At 60.0% G+C, this 17900-nt stretch carries 19 protein-coding genes and 1 tRNA gene; 13 read left to right on the top strand and 7 right to left on the bottom strand.

The window, feature by feature from the left end; genetic code table 11:
- Positions 1-114: 114 nt before the first annotated feature.
- Entirely contained in the window at positions 115-702 is a 588-nt protein-coding gene (locus tag ACX9NZ_RS00610) for a hypothetical protein (RefSeq protein ID WP_118652888.1), read from the bottom strand.
- A gap of 156 nt (positions 703-858) precedes the next feature.
- On the opposite strand from ACX9NZ_RS00610, the gene trxA reads away from it, so the two are divergent.
- The 3 genes from trxA to ACX9NZ_RS00595 all read left to right on the top strand — a co-directional run bounded on the left by trxA (position 859) and on the right by ACX9NZ_RS00595 (position 2481).
- Entirely contained in the window at positions 859-1179 is a 321-nt protein-coding gene (gene trxA / locus ACX9NZ_RS00605; RefSeq protein ID WP_407496076.1) for a thioredoxin, read from the top strand.
- A gap of 275 nt (positions 1180-1454) precedes the next feature.
- Positions 1455-2363 (top strand): peptidoglycan-binding domain-containing protein, encoded by a 909-nt coding sequence (locus tag ACX9NZ_RS00600; RefSeq protein ID WP_407496074.1) that lies wholly within the window; start codon positions 1455-1457, stop codon positions 2361-2363.
- Positions 2364-2407: 44 nt separating this feature from the next.
- Positions 2408-2481, top strand: a tRNA-Gln gene (locus ACX9NZ_RS00595).
- A gap of 118 nt (positions 2482-2599) precedes the next feature.
- On the opposite strand, the gene ACX9NZ_RS00590 is transcribed toward ACX9NZ_RS00595, so the two are convergent.
- The 3 genes from ACX9NZ_RS00590 to ACX9NZ_RS00580 form a co-directional block, all read right to left on the bottom strand.
- Complete coding sequence (locus ACX9NZ_RS00590; RefSeq protein ID WP_118652884.1) at positions 2600-4279, bottom strand: carboxylesterase family protein; 1680 nt, start codon at positions 4277-4279, stop codon at positions 2600-2602.
- Between the two features lie 173 nt (positions 4280-4452).
- The gene (locus tag ACX9NZ_RS00585; protein WP_118653049.1) at positions 4453-4755 is read right to left on the bottom strand and encodes a PTS sugar transporter subunit IIB; all 303 of its coding nucleotides are present in this window, start codon (positions 4753-4755) and stop codon (positions 4453-4455) included.
- A 99-nt stretch (positions 4756-4854) separates the two neighbouring features.
- Positions 4855-6189 carry a PTS sugar transporter subunit IIC gene (locus tag ACX9NZ_RS00580; protein WP_407496071.1) on the bottom strand — a complete coding sequence of 445 codons (1335 nt, stop codon included), beginning with the start codon at positions 6187-6189 and terminating at the stop codon, positions 4855-4857.
- 283 nt (positions 6190-6472) lie between these two features.
- Here ACX9NZ_RS00580 and ACX9NZ_RS00575 point away from each other — a divergent pair, with 283 nt between their 5' ends.
- The 6 genes from ACX9NZ_RS00575 to ACX9NZ_RS00550 are packed head-to-tail and all read left to right on the top strand — an operon-like array spanning position 6473 to position 10612.
- Positions 6473-7606 (top strand): hypothetical protein, encoded by a 1134-nt coding sequence (locus ACX9NZ_RS00575; RefSeq protein ID WP_407496069.1) that lies wholly within the window; start codon positions 6473-6475, stop codon positions 7604-7606.
- A 27-nt stretch (positions 7607-7633) separates the two neighbouring features.
- Positions 7634-8389, top strand: coding sequence for a MurR/RpiR family transcriptional regulator (locus ACX9NZ_RS00570; protein WP_407496067.1), 756 nt, complete (start codon positions 7634-7636; stop codon positions 8387-8389).
- 28 nt (positions 8390-8417) lie between these two features.
- The gene (locus tag ACX9NZ_RS00565; protein ID WP_118652878.1) at positions 8418-8627 is read left to right on the top strand and encodes a hypothetical protein; all 210 of its coding nucleotides are present in this window, start codon (positions 8418-8420) and stop codon (positions 8625-8627) included.
- Positions 8628-8654: 27 nt separating this feature from the next.
- Positions 8655-8972: a PTS lactose/cellobiose transporter subunit IIA gene (locus ACX9NZ_RS00560; RefSeq protein ID WP_118652876.1), complete on the top strand. Its 318-nt coding sequence runs from the start codon at positions 8655-8657 to the stop codon at positions 8970-8972.
- A gap of 5 nt (positions 8973-8977) precedes the next feature.
- Entirely contained in the window at positions 8978-9886 is a 909-nt protein-coding gene (locus ACX9NZ_RS00555) for an AEC family transporter (RefSeq protein WP_118652874.1), read from the top strand.
- Positions 9887-9913: 27 nt separating this feature from the next.
- Positions 9914-10612 carry a ChbG/HpnK family deacetylase gene (locus tag ACX9NZ_RS00550; RefSeq protein ID WP_118652872.1) on the top strand — a complete coding sequence of 233 codons (699 nt, stop codon included), beginning with the start codon at positions 9914-9916 and terminating at the stop codon, positions 10610-10612.
- A 19-nt stretch (positions 10613-10631) separates the two neighbouring features.
- Here the strand turns inward: ACX9NZ_RS00550 and ACX9NZ_RS00545 are convergent, their stop codons facing one another.
- Positions 10632-11651 (bottom strand): LacI family DNA-binding transcriptional regulator, encoded by a 1020-nt coding sequence (locus ACX9NZ_RS00545; protein ID WP_158574793.1) that lies wholly within the window; start codon positions 11649-11651, stop codon positions 10632-10634.
- A 218-nt stretch (positions 11652-11869) separates the two neighbouring features.
- Between ACX9NZ_RS00545 and ACX9NZ_RS00540 the strand changes: the two genes are divergently transcribed.
- From ACX9NZ_RS00540 to ACX9NZ_RS00525, 4 genes are all read left to right on the top strand, one after another.
- The gene (locus tag ACX9NZ_RS00540) at positions 11870-13255 is read left to right on the top strand and encodes an acyclic terpene utilization AtuA family protein (RefSeq protein ID WP_118652868.1); all 1386 of its coding nucleotides are present in this window, start codon (positions 11870-11872) and stop codon (positions 13253-13255) included.
- Positions 13256-13258: 3 nt separating this feature from the next.
- Positions 13259-13558: an AtuA-related protein gene (locus tag ACX9NZ_RS00535; protein ID WP_118652866.1), complete on the top strand. Its 300-nt coding sequence runs from the start codon at positions 13259-13261 to the stop codon at positions 13556-13558.
- A gap of 2 nt (positions 13559-13560) precedes the next feature.
- A complete protein-coding gene (locus ACX9NZ_RS00530; protein ID WP_118652864.1) occupies positions 13561-14505 on the top strand; it encodes a 3-hydroxyacyl-CoA dehydrogenase family protein in 945 nt (314 codons plus the stop codon).
- A 236-nt stretch (positions 14506-14741) separates the two neighbouring features.
- Positions 14742-15395, top strand: a complete 654-nt coding sequence (locus tag ACX9NZ_RS00525; RefSeq protein WP_118652862.1) for an HAD family hydrolase — start codon at positions 14742-14744, stop codon at positions 15393-15395.
- A 200-nt stretch (positions 15396-15595) separates the two neighbouring features.
- Here ACX9NZ_RS00525 and ACX9NZ_RS00520 read toward each other — a convergent pair whose 3' ends face one another.
- Both ACX9NZ_RS00520 and ACX9NZ_RS00515 read right to left on the bottom strand, forming a co-directional pair.
- Entirely contained in the window at positions 15596-16336 is a 741-nt protein-coding gene (locus ACX9NZ_RS00520) for a LytR/AlgR family response regulator transcription factor (protein WP_118652860.1), read from the bottom strand.
- A 119-nt stretch (positions 16337-16455) separates the two neighbouring features.
- Positions 16456-17886 (bottom strand): histidine kinase, encoded by a 1431-nt coding sequence (locus ACX9NZ_RS00515; RefSeq protein WP_294122725.1) that lies wholly within the window; start codon positions 17884-17886, stop codon positions 16456-16458.
- Positions 17887-17900 lie beyond the last annotated feature (14 nt).

The following is a 17900-nucleotide window of genomic DNA, read 5'->3' as shown; positions in this document are numbered from 1 at the left end:
TGAGTCCTCCCGACGAATCAGCTTCCGTTGGGGGAAGTATCCCACTGACCGCCTTTACTGACAAGACAACTGACAAGACAGTTAATAATGACGAGAAGTCGCCACGGTTCACGGTTAATAGGGGGCTCCCAAGGGAGGGAGCTGCTTGAGATATGCCCACATGCGCTGCTTTTGACGAGGCTCCGTGAGTGCCGCCTCAAAGCCGTCGAGCGCAAGCACGCGCCGCCCCAACACCGGAGCCACCAACCCGGGCTTGAGCATAGCCGTGTCAAAGTCCTCGATGATCGCAAGGGCGTCCGCGTACGCTTCGCGCATCGCATCCGCTGCGGCATCGTCGAGCAAGACGATCGCCTCGGGGTCAAGCGCCTCGAGCGCCTCGCGAAACAATTCAGCGGGCACGGCATCGCCCGGTACGGGGCCGTCGACAATGCCTGGCTCGCCCGCGCCGAACACCGTCGCAAGCGCACAGAAATCCTGCGGTTCCCACCCAATGGCCGGAAGCGCCGCACGGAGCGCCGCGCCGTCTGCGCCGCTCAAGAGGCTTTCGCCCGCCAATTCGTCGGCATTCAGCTCGCCTTTTACCAAAACGACAGGCGAGAACGCATTCCCCGCAATCCGAACGCCACGCGCTTGGAGCGAGCCAAGTTCCTGCTCAACGGCAGCCGCCAGGGCCTCCTTGCGTTCGCCTGTTGTTACCGACATGCGCCCTCACCCCGTCCGCGTTGACCGTCGTCCTACATATTGTAAGAACATTCTACCGCTCGGTGTAACACCAGTACGCTCGTGGGTATAACCACCTCGATTAGACCAACCCTTGCAGCGTCCAACGCTGCGAGACCACCCATACAGGAGGCTCTCATGGCCAATATCATCGAAGCGAATGCAAACACGTTCGACAGCCTGCTCACCAACGAGTTGCCCGTCGTCATCGACTTCTGGGCCCCGTGGTGCGGTCCGTGCCGCATGCTCTCCCCCGTCGTTGACGAGATCGCAAACGAGCTCGAGGGCAAGATCGTCGTCGCCAAGTGCAATGTTGATGAGAACCAGGACCTCGCCATGCGCTACGGCGTCATGTCCATCCCCACGGTCGTTATGCTCAAGGGCGGCGCAGAGGCCATGCGCTCGGTTGGCGCCGTTCCCAAGCCCAAGCTTAAGGCAGATATCGAGGCAAACCTCTAAACGCCTGCCACGTCGCGTCGCACTGCGGCGCGTCAACGCACCTTCCCTCTGCGACCGCGCCCGTCCCCCAGGCGCGGTCGTCTTTTTGCATGAGCTGCATCGTCCCGTGTATCATCAACGCCTCACGAGCCGACCCCGGTGGAACTTGTGCGGACGATACGCATCCTTGATACACTATGAATCGTATGCCGCGCAGACATGTTGCACCCGCGCGCATGAGATAGCGCCGTCACCGTCCAATTGGTGATGCGCGCCAGGCTTGTTAGGGGATCCGCATGGAGTCCATCGCACCGGGAATGCAGGGGCCTGCCGTCGAAGACGTTCAGACGCGCCTCGCATCGCTGGGATATACCATTGACACCGCCGAGACGTCCGCCCAGGAGTACGGCACCACCACCACAGAGGCGGTGCGTGCCTTCCGCTCCTCCGAAGGCATCGAGACGGGCGACGAGGTTGACGGCACCACATGGAGTGCGCTGGTCGATGCCTCGTACAAACTCGGTGACCGCACGCTCTACCTGCGCCTGCCCAATTTCCACGGCGCGGACGTGCAGGCACTGCAGCGGGCACTCAACACGTTGGGCTTTGCCTGCGGCGTCGACGATGGCTACTTTGGCCCGCACACCGAGGCGGCGCTGCAGCAGTTCCAGGAAAACGTCGGCCTCTTCGCCGATGGCATGGCGTTCCAGGACACGTTTGCCTACGTCAAGCGCCTTCACCATGTTTGGGAGGGTAAGCCCTCGATCGTCGACATCGATGCCGAGGCACGCATGGGCTTCGCACGTGCTGCAAATGTGCTTGAGAACTGCCGCATTGCCATTGGCGGCGAGGACGCGATCGCGCGCAACGTCGCCTCGCGCGTGTGGAATATCGCCTCGGCGACCACGGACGGCAGCGGTATCGTCCTGTACGACAGCGAGGCGCCGCACGACGTCGACCTCATCGTCGAGGTCGCTTCTGACGAGCTTCCCGAAGACGCAGAGCCCCGTGCGACCATTGCTCTCGCCGAATGCCAGAATCTCCCCCTTCGCATAAAGACCGCTCTGGCGGCGGCCAAAACCAAACCTGTGGCACTGCGAATCGAGCTCACGGGCATCACCGGTTACGGCATGTTCACCGCAAGCGATGCGCAAACCTTGGCGGTCCGCCTCCTCGACGCTTTGTGCGATGCATTGAGCGCCTAGGTACGCTACACTATGACGGTCGCGCGTTTGCGCGGTCGATGCATTGGGGTATCGTCCAGCGGCAGGACCCTGGTTTTTGGTACCAGTTACGGGGGTTCGAATCCCTCTACCCCAGCCATTGAATACAGCAGGCCGGAGCAGATAATTGCTCCGGCCTGTTTGCTTACGTGTTCAATGACGAACGCACAGTGGATTCTTCTTATCCTTTTCTACAAAGACTTCGAAGGCACCTGTTATTACGCTGATCGGTTTCCCGCATAGTACCCATCAAGGTCTTTGCTAAACCAACGCCCATTCATCACATTTTTCGCAACTAGGCTTTTTATCTCATCGCTTACCGTTGTATCCAACTCCATGCGCTCGATGATATCGCCATAGGTAGTAGTCTTATCAAGGCTCTTCACCACTGCACCTTCTGCATCCGCGTCAAAGCACAGGGATTCATGGCAATCGCTGCTCCAAGCCACCCACTCTTCGAGCTCCTCGGAATTCGGGTCTCCCGTCTTCAAATAGTTTGCGATGTAGCTCCTGAATACTTCCGCCATTGCCTGGTAGCTCTCACTTTCGAACACGCCTGGGAGCATCGAGGTATAGGAATTAGTCGAGGACAGCATGGGAATAAAGATGCCATGGAACGCGCCGTAACCGCTGAGTTCATCCTTCATCTTTGACGCATCATCGCCATAGTTCACCTCGCATACGTATATCGGCTGCTCACATCCACTCATCATCGTGTTTGCGCTTTCTTGCGCGTTGAAGATGCGATACATCTCGTTCCCATATGTGCAAGAGAAGTTCTTTGCCGCAGTCAGTTCGTCATCTGAGAGCCCTGCCGCTTCTTCACCCTGCCACCACGAATCTCCATTGGAGAATAGTCCGAACTCCGAAGAACCCGTCAACATAATCACGGGCACATCGTTGTACAACGCTCCATCAAATCCTCCCCTTGGAAGGGCCACACCATCTTCGTACAAATGAGGGAACACGCTCATCCGGATACTGGCATTCGCCATGAGAAGTGCCAGACGCTCCGCTTCCAGCCCGCGCACGTATGCTTCGACCTCATTGTCATTCGCAAGAAGCCACGCCACCGCCTCTTCCGATGTGTCGGCGATTCCATCCTCAAGCGCAAGAGGCGCCAATGCCCGGGCCACTCGCACAGAGGCGGCAGACTCATCACATGTCGTCATACCGCCGCTAAAGACGATCGCACGTTTAAAAGCTCCTTCAAACAAAGGGCTGATAAGCATCGCCATAACGTCTCGGCCTCCCGCCGAGAAACCCGCTATCGTAATATTCTCTGGGTCGCCACCGAACACGGAGATGTTCTCCGCAACCCAATCAAGAGCCATTTTAATATCGAGCAGCGCATAGTTACCCGTAGCGTCATCGTCGCTCTGTAGCGCCGGAAGACAATTGAATCCAAAGAGACCCAGTCGATAGTTTAAGGAGACATACACACAGTCGAGCGTACTCACCAGCTCGTTTCCAATAAGCTCCCGAGCATCACCAGTCTGATTGTTGCCACCATGAATATAAACAAGAACCGGTTTTCCACCCTCACCGTCACGAGCTGTCACGGTCAGGTTAAGGCAGTCTTCAGAGCCAATAACCTTTCCGCCGGAATACTGGAGCGACCTCTCGCCCATTTTGCTGCAGTCAAGCTCGTCCGTCCACGCAGCACGGGTTTTTGGAGCACTCCAACGCAAGTCACCAATCGGTACCTCGCCATACGGAATTCCGTACCACGAGAACACTCCATCAGCAACTTCAGACCCCTTGACCGAACCTGCGCTCACCGTGGCGCGCGCACCATCAAACTTCACACCACTTGCCTCAGAAGACAACCCGCCTTTGGTAATATCGTCACCCGTGCACGCCGAAAGGCCTGCAGAAGTCGCCGCCGCAGCCACCATCGCACACAACCCCCCTACGACTTACGTTCTTGCCCATTAAGGTAGTACCTCCCATGGCACCGATCCGGCACCGTTTCCGTTTTCGCTTATTTGGCTTGATCCCCTAATAAAAAGGCGGCCAGTGGTATCTCGTAGGCCGCCAAATCAAAGTCATATATACGATATCGCTCGTCTTAATCCCCAAGGGCCTTCTTGACCTGGGCAATGACGGCCTCGCCGTTCATCATGCCGTAGGCCATCATGTCGATCGCCTCGACCTTCTTGTCGGACAGCAGACCCTGGATACGCGCCAACTCAAATCGAACCTGCGGGCCAAGCAGGACAATATCGGCGTCCTTGCCGTACGTGTCGGCCTCCGCAATGGGGTGAGCCGCAATCGTTGCCTCATAGCCGGCGGCGTCGGCAGCTTCCTGCATCTTGGTCACGAGCAGGCTCGTAGACATGCCGGCAGCACAGAACAAAACGATGTTACGCATGATGGTTTCCTCTCTGGCAATGTGGGGCACGGGCATCCCGCGCCCCACACATGTGATACGGGTTCGGTCAATACACCGGACACGAACCGAACGACTGGCTTAGGCACCGAGCTTCTCCTGAGCAGTCTCGGCCTCGACGAGCGTCTTGTCATACGCCTTGATGAACGGCAGGCACACCAGGACATCGACCGCGAGCAGCACGAAGTACAGAACGATGGTCTTGGGGTCCATAGTGGCGAGGAACGCCTGCAGCGGGCCGGGGACCGTGAAGGGTAGCGTGATGTAGAAGCGACCCAGGATGCCAGCATCGGCAAGCAGATAGTACGTAGAGAAGTTGATGATCGAGCAGATGAGCAGCGGCACGTACGTGAAGACGTTCAGCACCGTGGGCATACCGAAGATCATGGGCTCGTTGATGTTGAACACACAGGGAACGGATGCGACCTTGGCGACGCTCTTGAGCTGGGAGCTCTTGCAGAAGAACAGCACGACGAGCAGGATGGCGAAGTAGGTGATCCAGTTGCCGAACACGCTGTTAACCGCGCCGGAGAAGATGTAGGGCAGGGGCTGATTCGCCTGATAGGCCTCAAGGTTGGCGGCGAGGGCTGCCGTGGTGATGGGGCTCGTGACAACGCTGACCATGTTGGCACCGTGGATGCCGAAGAACCAGAAGGTAGTCATGATGACGTTGATGAGCAGAACGGAAGGAAGGCTACCGGTTGCGGAAAGCAGCGGCTGGAAGATGGTGTACACGAGCGAGGTGATACCCGCGCCAGTGACCGCGGTGCACAGGACGTTGAGGAGCGTGAACCCGACGACGCTGAACGTCATGGGAATCAATACGTTGAACGGGGCGGCAACGTTGGGCGGAACGGATGCGGGCAGCTTGATGCTGATGTTGTGCTTGATGCACTGGTGGTTGATCTCAACAGCCAGCAAACCGATCATCATGGCGCCGAACATATAAGAGGCACCGAGCTTGGAAATGGAGATGGAGACCGTCTCAAGGTCGACGGCGTCGCTCACGCATAGGAACACCAACAAGGCGCAGAGCATGTTGTTGACGCCATCCATCTTGTACGTCTGGGCGAGCTGGTAGGCCACGCCGCACACAACGAACACTGAGATAATGCCGATCGTCATGTGATAGGGAATCATGAGAACCGACGCATTCGCCGCAGCCCATGCCTGCCAGGCAAGCAGGAAGTCGGCGAAGATGTTGCCGCCCGTGAGCCCAACCGGCGCAGGAGGAACGGCGAGCAGGCAGGCGAAACCGCCGATGATGGTAATGGGGATCATGACGGTCATGCCGTCGCGGATGGCAGCCAGATACTTCTGCTGCGAGATCTTCATGCCGATGGGCACGATGGTGCGTTCCATGACTGCCTGGAACTTATCCATGATGGACTGCTTTGGTGCAGTGGCCTCACTCATGGTGGACCTTCCTTCCTCTCGTTACTGCAAACGATGTGGGCGCACGGCCAGTACGTGAGTCGAATGTATACGAACTTGAATGACCATTTAACACTTTTACCGTTTACCGGAATTTCCATTCGGTAAACGGTAAATGGTAATTCATGTAGTACGATGTCCTCATCATACAGGTTTCAATGGTAAGAAGCTGGTAACTATGTATATCAGATTCGATAAAGTAGATATCACCCCACAGCGTCCATGCTATATGGCTGGCTATAATCGCCCAGGAATGAATGAATCAGTGCTTGATTCCATTCAGATTAATTCACTATGTCTCTCCATCGACAACGAGACCTTCGTTCTCGTCGTCCTTGACTCCATCATGCTCGACCCCGTGTTCTGCAACCGAGTAAAGGCGGGAATCACCTCGCGCACGGGCATCCACCCCTCACACATCACCGTGGCGTGCATTCACACGCACTCCGCCCCGGCGTATTTCAAACTCGCCTTTGAGGACACCCATGTCGAACCCGAACTCACCGCGGACGCTGAGCGCCGCATGATCGAGAGCGCCTGCCGTGCACACGCGCATATGCAGCCCGCCACCTGCACCTTCGAGAAGATGCTCGTCGACGGCCTCTACGGCAACCGCAACGTCCGGGGGGGTGTCGAGGACAAGCACTGCTACCTCATCACCTTCCAAGGCGAGGACGGCACGCCCCTCGGAGCGTTCTTCAACGTCTCGGCGCACCCCACCATCCTCAACGGAAGCAGCACCGCGCTTTCCGCCGACCTTATCGGCCAAGTCCGTTTGAGGCTCGAGGATGCCCTTGGTTGCCAGGTGTTGTGCACCAACGGAACGTGCGGGGATGTGTCAACGCGCTTTTACCGCAAGTCATCGGGCATAGACGAGCTTAACGAGACCGCCGATGCCCTCTTTGATCAGGTCATGGTCAAGAAGACGCCCGTCGAATTGCACACGTGGACGCCCCGGTGCGGAAGCGTCAGTCGTCCCACCACCTATGATGCCCGCACCGATCGCGACTGGGCAGAAATGACCGCTCGCATTCAAGGAGACCTGGCCTCACCCGAGCCCCAGGCCATGTCCGCATTCCTGATGGACCGCCAACAGCGCAAGCTCGAGATGAGCCCCGTGTCGCTCGAACTTACGAGCCAGTTCTACTCATTCGGTACCCTCATCGTCGTCACCATGCCGGGTGACGTGTGCAGCGAACTCGGCCGCCGCATCAAAGCGGCATTCCCGCATCACGAGGTCATCATCATCGGCTACGCCAACACCTACTGCAACTATCTCGTCCCCAACTGCGACTACGGCAAGTACTTCGAGACGTTCAACTCCCGCACCGCGCGCGGCGAGGCGGACGCCTTCGTTCAGTCGGTAATTGGTAGTATTGAGTCCATGATTGCTGAATAGCCATTCGGTATGACTGGAGGACTCACTATGAACCCATTCGAGCAGATGCAGATTAAACAGGGTGCGTTCACCGCAACGGATCAACAGGTGTACGAGGCGTTCATCAATAACGTCGACGCCGTCCTGCGCGCTTCGGCGACCTCCCTTGCCGAGGACTTCGGCATCTCCCAGCCGGCGATCACGCGCTTTTGCCAAAAACTCGGATACCGGGGGTTCTCCGATTTCCGGTCCGCCGTGTACCAGCACCACAAGTCAGCTGGCGAGAGCAGCTCGCCGTCTACGGCAATCGAATGGTACTGCAAGCTCCTCCAGCTCATACCCGCCGCTATGGAAGACGCCGATATGAGTTTGCTCGTCGAGCGCCTCACGACGTCGCGGCGCATCGTCACCACCGGCTTCCACAAGAGCGCCCTGTCCGCCCAGCTTCTGAACTTCAACCTCCTCAAGCTCGGCATCATCTCGAGCTTTGCGCCCTATGACCAGCTTTCCGTCGACCAGGGCATCACCGATGAGGACACCCTGGTCATCTTCTCCGCAGGCAGCAGGGTTTACAAAGATATTCTCGATGCCTTGGCCGATACCTCCGACGAGCGGAAACCGCATATCGTCCTCATCACCATGAGTCGGAAGAACCCGCTCAACGCGAAGGTCAACCAGGTCGTCTGGCTCCCCAATTATCAGAACCAGAACTACAGCCAATACCTCGAGACGCAAGTCTCGTTCATGGTGTTCATCGATCTGCTCACCAGCGCCCTCGCGCAGCGCACCTCCCAACAGTCTTAACACCGCGATCGAATAGAAAGGACCCATCATGATCGCCATCAACTGCACCATGTACCACGACAAGCTCAAAGAGTACGTCACCGCCGTGGAAGACCCCACGTGCACGTTCGTCAGCGAGACTCCCATGGAGATGTTTTTTGAGACGACCGACGACGAGCGCGCGCTCACCGTCGTCAAGGCGGCGCTCAAGGCAACCCCAGAATTCAAGGCTGTCTACTTCCAAATCCACGCTAAATAGCAACCAGCCCAACGAACAGGAGTATCCATGAGTCCCGAAGTCGAACAGGCAAGTTTCCAGATCATCGCCTCCGTTGGTGCCGCGCGCTCAAACTACGTCGAGGCCATCCACCGCGCCAAGGAAGGCGATTTCGATGGTGCCGAGCAGTTGATTGCCGAGGGCCAGCAGCTCTTCACCGCCGGTCACGACGCCCACTTCTCCCTCATCCAGAAGGAGGCCGCCGGCGAGCAGTCCGAATTCGCCCTGATCCTCATGCACGCCGAAGATCAGCTCATGAGCGCCGAGGCCTTTGGCATCCTCGCCAAGGAGTTTATCTCCGTATACCAGGCTATAGCCGAGAAATAGGACCCATGAGCATCGCCGCAACACTGGCCTCTCAGTGCCTTGTCATGTTCGCCGTCATGGGGCTCGGCTGCCTGCTGGTGAAGCTTGGCATGCTTAGCCCCACCACCACGCGCGAACTCGGCTCATTGCTTCTCAATGTCGTGTTCCCCGTTGTGATCGTCCGCTCGTTTTGGGGCATGTACACACCCGAGCGCCTTGAAAACCTCGTGTTCACCATGGTGCTTTCCGCCCTCGCACTCGGACTGGCAATGCTCATCGCGCGGCTGGTGTTCCCCCGCGACGGCGTTCTTGAGTTCGCCGCTGCGTTTTCCAACGCCGGGTTCATTGGGATTCCCCTCGTTCAAGCAGCATTTGGAGCCGAGGCAGTGTTCTTCATCGCGCCTTTCATCGCGGCCCTCAATGTCTTGCAGTGGACATACGGGCGGTGGCGCATCTCCGGCTCCACTGAGAGCATCAGCATGCGTTCCGTCCTGAGCAGCCCCATGCTCATCGCACTCATCCTCGGGACCGTGCTGTTCTTGGTTCGCATGCCCATTCCCCCCATTGCCCAAACCCTCATGGGGACTATCGCCAACCTCAACTCTCCGCTCGCGATGCTGATTCTTGGCTCGTATCTGGCCAATGCAGACCTGCGCACCCTACTCACCACGCCCAAAGCTTATCAGGCAAGCGTGGCGCGCCTCGTGCTCATCCCCTTGGTATCCATTGCCCTCTTTGCCGTCATCCCCGGGGCGCGCGAGGTCAAACTTGCAATCCTCATCGCGGCCGCAGCGCCCGTAGGCTCCAACGTCTCCGTCTTTTGCCAACAGCTCGGACAGGACACCAATAAGCCCAGCATCACGGTCTGTCTTTCTACCCTGCTCTCTCTGGTAACGCTGCCCCTCATCAGTGCGCTGGCGACCGCCGTTCTTTAATCCACACGTCCCCTGCTTGGAGGCCCCATGCGATTCGTTGTAAATGGAGATGACCTTGGCTACACCAAGGCGAATACGCTTGGCATCATCGAGGCATACGAGCGTGGCATCCTCCGCTCAACCACCGCGCTCATGAACGCCAAGGACATCGACTTCGCACGGCAAGCGGTGGAAGGCCTGGACGGCCTGGGCATCGGCGTTCACCTCACGCTCACCCTGGGCAGCCCCCTCACCGCTGGACGCAGCATCACGGCCCCTGGCGGTACGTTCTATGGACGCAAGGAGCTCTACAGCCGCGTGGATGACCTCGACGCCGAAGACGTCCGACGTGAGTTCAAGGCCCAGATCGAGTCCTTCTGCGATGTCTTTGGACATGCGCCCACGCATATCGACTCACACCATGGCGTGCACGATATGTCTCCCGCCATCCTCGATGTCACGCGCGGCCTTGCGCGCGAGTACGGCCTCGAAATGCGCCGGTACGGGCGCTTTGCGTATGTGAGCGGATTCTTTGGGCCAACCGCCACAGCCGAGACGCTGATATCGATCATGCAGGAACATCTCGACGAGGATATCGAGCTCATGTGCCATCCCGGCTACTGCGACCTCGACCTCTACCGGGCAAGCTCGTACAACCTGGATCGCGTGCGTGAGCTCGATGCCCTATGCGATCCGGCAGTGATTGCATTTGCAGAAGAACACAGCATCGAGCTCACACACTACTAGCGCCTCAATCGCGGCGGCGCTACATGGACGCGCGAACGCACAGGCGCGCGGATATGCGGCGCACACGCGCCTCGTCCGCGGGGGGCGCAAAGCCAACCGCGTCCCCCAAAAGCTCGAGGCAGTGCCCTGCCATCTCCTCCATGGGAATCGAGACGCACGTCAAAGGCGGACACGTATGCTCGGCGTATTCCACGGCACCATTGCCCACGGAGATGACTCCCATATCGTTGGGGACGCGAATGCCGAGCTCCCAGCACCGGTGCAGCACGCCCATGGCGACCGCATCGCTGGGAGCGAACAGGCACGACACCGCACCTGGCGCGATACCCGCAAGCGCTTTATAGCCGCCTTGTGCGGAGTTCTCGTCAACTGCCATGTCGATCACCTCATGGCCCGCATCTCGCAGGCCTGCGCAAAACGCCTCTTCGCGTATGAGCATGCCCTCAAAGGCTGCAGGTGCTCGCAGGCAAGCCACGGGACGACGACCGCCATCGCCCCGACCGCCCAACCACGCAGCGGCTCTCTTCGCCGCCATCGCCCCAACTTCCGCATCGTCAACCACAACCGAGGCGTAGCCCTCAAGTTCGCGGTTGTAGAGGACCATAGGTGCCAAGGGCTTCATCTCTGCCAGGAACGCAAGGTCGTCGGGCGACGCGTTCGCGATGATGGCGGCGTCGAACGTCGGCGCACCGCACAGGGCACCAACGCGAGACAGCTCTCCGTTGCGGTACGTCTCGACACCAACATCGAGTTCTACACCACATTGCTCGAGCTTCGCATGAAGCCCCTTAAGGAAGCGGGCAAGCATGATCTCGCGGAAGTCATCCGCCCAAAAAACTGTGAGCTGGCGGCGCTCCTTGCCGCCCCGGAGCTTGCGGGCCGCAACACTTGGGCGATACCCAACCTCACGCATCGCATCCAGCACGCGCTCTTGCGTGACCTGTGAAATGTTGCGCTGTTTGGCGCGGCCGTTTGCGACGATGGAGACCGTCGAGAGCGAGACCCCCGCCAATGCGGCGACGTCTTTTATCGTGGCCATTCCCATTCCCCCATATGCACGGCACGTGCGGGCTCGACACCGCGCATGCAGACGATTTTGCTTAAAAAATCCTAGCACAACCGCTTGACACTGATAGGTACAACGTTCTACTATCCTCGTAGGGTACAACGTTGTACTTACGTGGTACCGGCACATTCACGGGAGGCCGGCCAGTACTCCCATCCTCCTTTGGCCCGCAATGCGAAAGGACGCCAAACATGAGAACTATCCGCATCGGCTCGGGCGCGGGATACGGTGGCGACCGTATCGAACCCGCCATCGACCTCATCCGCCGCGGTGACCTCGACTACATCATCTTCGAGTGCCTCGCGGAGCGCACAGTCTCCATCGCCCAGACCAGGCGCCGCCAAAATCCCGAGCTTGGCTACAATGACCTGTTCGATTACCGCTTCACGCGCATCCTCGACGCCCTCGTCGACTTGCGCGCCGAAACCAAGCGAGCCCCGCGCATCGTGACGAACATGGGTGCGGCGAACCCCACGGCCGCGGCGAAACGCTGCCTCGCTATGGCACGCGAGCGCGACCTCACCGGCCTCAAAATCGTATGCGTCACCGGCGACGACAAGACCGATGAGCTCGACCACTACCTGGGCATGACCACCATTGAGACGGGCGCGCCGCTGTCCGACATCGACGGCGAGGTCCTGTCCGCCAACGGTTACATCGGCTGCGCTGGTATTGTCGAGGCGCTCGACCGTGGCGCCGACATTGTCATCACCGGACGCGTGGCGGACCCCTCGCTCGCGCTCGGCCCCCTGGTGCACGAATTCGGCTGGAGCATGGACGACTACACTCGTCTTGGGCGGGGCACATGGGTCGGTCACCTGCTCGAATGCGCCGGTCAGGTCTGCGGCGGGTACTTCGCCGATCCCGGCCACAAGGAAGTGCCCGACCTGTGGAACCTCGGCTTCCCCATCATCGAGGTCGATGAGGAGGGCAACGGCGTGATCACAAAGCTGCCCGGCACGGGTGGCCTCGTCAGCGTCGCGACGGTCCAAGAGCAGACCCTCTACGAGATCCAGAACCCCCACACCTACTTCACGCCCGATGTCGTGGCAGACTTCTCCCAGGTCCGCATCGAGCAAGAGGCCGAGAACCGCGTCAAGATCCACGGGGCAGACGGAGCCGCACCCAACGGCTTCTTCAAGACGAGCGTTGGCTACCACGATTGCTTCATCGGCGAGGGGCAGATCAGCTACGGCGGCGAGAACGCGCTCGCCAAGGCGGAGCTCGCACGTGATGTACTCGAGCACCGCTTTGAGATCATCGGGCTTGAAGCCGAGGAAGTCCGCTTCGATTACATCGGGTTCAACTCCCTGTATGGCGATGCAATCTCCCATGCCATCCGCGAGACGTCCGGCCCTGGAGTCGGCGCCCCCATTGAGATCCGCCTCCGCGTTGCAGCTCGCACCAAGACTGCCGAGATGGCACATGAGGTTGGTCGCGAGGTCGAGGCGCTCTACACCAACGGCCCCGCCGGTGGCGGCGGTGCCACAGCCAGCGTACGTGACATCATCTCCATCGCGAGCATTCTCATTCCGTCTTCGGACTTCACCATCGGCGTCGAGCTTCTGGAGGCATAGACGATGAAACTCAAGGAAATCGCCCACTCCCGCACGGGCGACAAGGGCAATGTCTCGGTCATATCGGTCATCGCCTACGACCCAGCGGACTATGCGCTCCTCGAGGAGAAGATCACCGCCGAGCGTGTCGCCTCTTGGTTTGGAGAGCTCGTGCACGGAGAGGTAACCCGTTACGAGATCCCAAGCATCGCAGCGCTGAATTTCGAGCTCAAAGCAGCTCTTGGTGGCGGCGTGACCCGCTCGCTCGCCCTCGACATGCATGGAAAGTCCCTAGGGAGCGCCCTGCTCGAGATGGAGGTCTAACTATGAAGGTTCAAGATATCGAGCGCATCGTGGTTGCCGGCGCGGGAACGATGGGCTATTCCATGGCGCAGATCTTCGCGCGCTACGGCTACCAGGTCACCATCTACGACCTCGCTCAAGCGGCACTCGATAACGCCGCGACGCGCATCGCGCAGGGCACGGACAACCTCGTTGCGGATGGCGATATCACCCGCGACGAAGGCGATGAGCTGCTGGAACGTATCGCATATACCTGCGAGAAAGATAGCTTTGGCACCTGCGACCTCATGGTCGAGAGCATCGTGGAGCGCCTCGATGTGAAGACGTCCTTCTACCGGGAAATCTCCGAACTCGCTCGTCCCGACGCGATTCTCGCCACCAACACCTCGGGCCTCTCCATCAACGAGCTCGCGGCGGCGGTGAAACTGCCCCAGCGGTTTATCGGCATGCACTGGTTCAACCCCTCCCATATCATCCCGCTTATCGAAATCGTCCGCGGCGACGAGACTTCCAATGAGACCGCCGATATCGTGCGCGATCTGGCGCACGCGATTGGCAAGAAGCCCGTCGTGGTGCAGAAGGACGTGCCCGGCTTCGTGGCGAACCGCATTCAATTCGCGGTGCTGCGCGAGGCCCTGCACCTTGTGGAGACCGGCGTGGTCGATGCGCAGGGCGTCGATGACATCATGCGCTATGGCCTCGGTCTGCGCTATGCGTGCCTGGGACCGCTGCAGATCGCCGACTTCGGCGGGCTCGACACCTTCCACCACATCGCGTCGTACCTCAATGCGGACCTTTGCAATGCCGCAGAGCCCTCTCCCCTTCTCGCCCAGTTGTTCGACGAAGGAGCCTACGGCGTGAAGACCCAGCGCGGGTTCTATGACTACACTCAGGGTCGCGACGTTGAGGCCACGCGCGAGCGCGACGAGGCGTACCTCGCCGTGGCGAAGGCCCTCGGAGAACTGTAGCCTCTCCGCGCTGCACCCCCGCTCAGAGCCCCTGCACATCGACCTCCGCGTACACGGTGCAAGCGCTTCGCGCTTTCAAGGCTCCGTCCCGCCGCCGCGCGCAACCCCTCCAAGGTGCGACGTCGCAGACCCCCACAACAACCCCGTCCCCTCCTATACGTCCCGGCACCATCCCCCAAGGTACCGGGACGTTGCGCTATGATGGCTGCGCAATCAACCGAGAGGAAGGCCCGCCCATGGCATTCACCCACGTGATCTTCGACCTGGATGGCACGCTGCTCAACACGCTCGATGACCTCACCGCAGCGGGCAACCATATGTGCGAGCTGCACGGCTGGCCCACCTTCACCGCTGACGAGTTCCGATTCAAAGTGGGCAACGGACAGCCCAAACTCATCGAGCGGCTCATACCCGCCGAGTTCGCGGGGGACGGACGCATCTTTGAACAGGCGCTCTCCGAGTTCCGCACGTACTACAGTGCCCACAAGCAGGACCGCACGGCCCCCTACAGCGGCATTATGGAGATGCTCGACGCCCTCTTGGATGCCGGCGTGACGCTCGGCGTCCTCTCAAACAAGGACCATGCCGCCACCACTCCGCTCGTTGCCCAGTACTTTGGAGACCGCTTCGCCGTCGCGCAGGGGCGCGTGGATGCGTTCCCGCCCAAGCCTGCCGCCCCCATCACGCTCCATGTGCTCGAACTGCTCAGTGCCGACCCCGCCTCCACGCTCTACGTGGGTGACTCCAATGTGGATATCGCCTGTGGACACAACGCCGGCTTGCGCTCTTGCGGCGTTGCCTGGGGATTCCGCGGACGCGCCGAACTCGAGGCGGCGGGGGCCGACTACGTGATTGACGACCCACGCGAACTCATCGACATCGTTCTCTAATGGCTGCCACAGCACGAGCACAGCGCGATTCGATTGCTGCTGCCGCAAATCGGGCGAAAATGTAACGAAAAACCAAGGGAGCCAAGTAGACCCTCTAAAACGCCGACGTTTTCCCTGATAAAACTCTTTACTTTTCCCGTCTACTCAAGGCATCCGGAAATTCGTTACAAAATCGCCCGATTCCTGGCATCAAGGAGCATTTACGCCAAACCGAGCTGCCGCTTCACACCCGCGGCGCGGCGGCGACTCACCGGGACGCACGCCCCCGTGCGCTCGAGCGTGAGTTGGATAAGGCCGCTTGGCTTGAGAACCTCGATGTCACGAACGTCGTCGATGTTCACCAGGAAGCTGCGGTGCACACGCAGGAAGCCCTCAGACGCCAGGCGGCGCTCCAACACCGATATCGATTCGTTGACCAAATAGCCCCCTACTTGCGTGTGCGCAACGGCGTAATCGGCCTTTGCTTCGATGTAGGCGATCTCCCCCACGGGAATATACGAGCGTTTCCCGTTACGCTCCCCTTGAATACGGCGGACCGGCTCGGCAGCCGCAGCGGGTTTGCGTGCCGCAATGGTAGCCTCAACCTTGTCGAGTGCCTTCTCCAAACGGGCCTGCTCAACGGGTTTGAGCACGTAATCGGCAGCATCGAGCTCAAATGCCTCGGCGGCGTACTCGGAAAACGCCGTTACGAACACGATTGCCGGCGGGTGCTTGAGGTTGTGCAGGCTGTCGGCGAGCTGCACGCCACTCGTGCCGGGCATCTGGATGTCCAAGAACAGCACATCCGGACGGAACGACAGGATCTTTTCAACCGCCGCCGTCGCTCCGCCCGCTTCTTCCACCGCGCCCACACGAGCATCTTGCGTAAGCAGGTAGTTGAGCTCTGCACGAATCGGCGGTTCATCATCCACAATTAGCACGCGCCAGTTTTGCCCAGCCATGCGAACTCCCTTTCTGCTGCCCGGGCATGCGCCCGAACTCATACGGCCAAAATCCAGTCCCAAACGAAAAGTCTACCGCAGCGCCAACAGCCCCGACGCCCCGGCGCAATTGCCCAAGGTCAGCGGGCGGAAGGTATTGCGCTCGCGTCCGGCTCGTGAGGTTCGCCCACAAGCTCGACCATAATCCGCGTGCCCACACCCTCCCGAGATTCCACGCGAATGCCCGATTCGTCGCCAAAGAAGAAATGGATGCGCATGAGCACATTGGCGAGCGCCAAACCGCCGCCGCGCTTAAGCGACCCGTCTGCCGTAGTGGGTGCATCGCGAAGACGGGCACCGTCCTGGCCCTCCGCCTCGTTGGGCTGCGACCCCGATGCCCGCTTGGGGTCAAACAGGTACGCGACCGTCTCCTCGCTCATGCCAATGCCATCGTCCTCCACAACGATTTCGATGCCGTCATCCGTTTCGATGGACGAAAGCACGATGGATAGCGGTTCGATCTCGCGCATGGCGTGCTTGATGCAGTTCTCCAACAGCGGCTGCAAGATGAACGGAGGCACACGGCTATCCAGTGTCGCAGGGTCGAGCTCCACACGCAGCTTGAGGCGGTCGTCTCCGTAACGCGCCTGCATGAGGTTGATGTAACGCATGCCCTGCCCCAACTCGTTTTGCAGTGTCGTGAGTGCGTCGGAGTTCGAGAGCGTCTGGCGGTAGTAGTTCGAGAAGTCGATGAGCAGCGAGCGGGCCTTCTCGGGCTCGGTGCGGACGAGCGACACGATGGTTCCGATGGTGTTGAACAGGAAGTGCGGGTCGACCTGAGACTGCAGGGCGCGGAGCTCCATGCGCGCGCTCACGTCCTGCTGACGCTCGAGCTCGAAGCTCGCGAGCTGCGTGGAGATGAGCTCGGCAAACCCGGTGGCGAGCGCCGTCTGCCGCGCGTCGATGTCGCTGTAGCGCGGGTAATACAGCTCGATTGTGCCCATGCAGCGATCACGCACGATGAGCGGGGCGGTGATGCCCGCGTGCAGACGGGGGAAGAAGCGCGGCTCGCCCGGCTCGGGGGTCTCCCGCGCAAAGACCTCCATCTGCTTCTCCTCGAGCACACGCAACGTGCTCGGCAGCACGACGGGCGTGCCCGACGGGCACCTGTCGGAATCCTCGCCCCAACTCGCCACGACGGCGGTGCCGTCCGTCACGCAGATCGCGGAGGCGAGCGTTTCGGGCAGGATGATCTGGCACGCGCCGAGCGTGGCCTCGGGCGTAAGGCCATGACGCGTGTAGGTGAAGATCTTGCTCGCGATGCCCAGCGTGCGGTCGGTCGCCGAGAGCGAGAAGTCGTCCGGCGCCACGAACACGTAGGCGAAGAAGAAACACAGCAGCACGAGGCCGGCGATGGTGATGACCGCGGGAACCGGGTTGGGATTGCTCACGAACTCGAGACCGAGCAGGCCGAGCAGCATCGGCACGCAGAGCATGAGGCCACGCAGTGCCCAGGTCTGCGCAACGCGGAAGAACTTCGTCTGGTTCTGCCGCTCGAACGGTCTCTGCATGCGTCTCCCTCTCG

The organism is Collinsella sp. BM28 (assembly GCF_054551995.1).
The sequence above is the reverse complement of the archived record's forward strand: the minus strand, read 5'-3'. Positions and strand labels throughout refer to the sequence as shown.